This window comes from Mesorhizobium sp. M7A.F.Ca.US.006.01.1.1, assembly GCF_003997935.1.
Lineage (GTDB): Bacteria > Pseudomonadota > Alphaproteobacteria > Rhizobiales > Rhizobiaceae > Mesorhizobium.
The window spans coordinates 1-952 of sequence record NZ_RZQL01000500.1 but is presented as its reverse complement, the minus strand read 5'-3'; the positions used below and the strand labels follow the sequence as shown (position 1 = coordinate 952).

1 pseudogene is annotated in these 952 nt (G+C 70.3%); it reads right to left on the bottom strand.

Annotated elements, in window-relative coordinates:
* Positions 1-952, bottom strand: a pseudogene (locus tag EN943_RS37890) (autotransporter outer membrane beta-barrel domain-containing protein); the annotation flags it as partial.

Genomic DNA, 952 nt, shown 5'->3' with positions numbered 1-952 from the left:
GCGCCTGCAACACCGGCTGGCCGTTCAAGGCAACGCTATAGCTGTTGACGATCACATTGCCGGCGATCGAGCCGGTCGCGCCCGCACCGCCAATACCGACGCCGATGCCGGCATTGCCGGTCGTGGCCGAACCCGCGACCGCGAAGCCGCCATTGCCGCCGCCGCCGCCGATCGACTGTGCCAGGATGCCGTTGGAGAATTTGCCCGTCGTGGCGATGGTGCCGGTACTGGTTACCGTCACCGCCTTGCCGACGCCGCCAATGCCGCCCTTGCCGCCGATCGAGACAGATGCCGTTGCCGCATCCGGGTCGCCGAGCGCGCCGCTGACGGCCACACTGAAACCACCATTGCCGCCGCCGCCGCCGATCGACTGCGCGATGATGCCGGACGAATTGTCGAAACTGGTCGAGATGTTGCCCATCGAGGTGACGGTGACGATGTCGGCGCTGCCGCCGCCGGCGCCCTTGCCGCCAAGCGCCACGCCGACCGCAATCGACTTGCCGCCGCCGAGTGTGCCGGCAAAGCCGCCATTGCCGCCGCCGCCGCCGACCGATTGCGCCAGGATGCCCGCAGCACCGGTGCCGCGAACGTCACCGGACGAGAAATCGGCGCCGGTCGAAATGTTGCCGGTCGAAATGACGGTGACGCCGAGCCCGTTGCCAGCCGCGCCGCCGCTGCCGCCAAGCGCGACGCCGATCCCGGCGTCCATTCCGAGCGCCAGCGAGACGGTCGAGCCGCCATTGCCGCCACCGCCGCCAACCGACTGCGCCAGGATGCCGATCGCCTGGTCGCCGGAAGTGGTGATGTTGCCGGTCGAGGTGACATGAACGATATCGGCGTTGCCGCCGCCGGCACCCTTGCCGCCGAGACCGACGGCGGCGCTGGCGCCTTGCAGCGTGATCGCGCCGGCACCGGCGAAGCCGCCATTGCCGCCACCGCCGCCGACCGACTG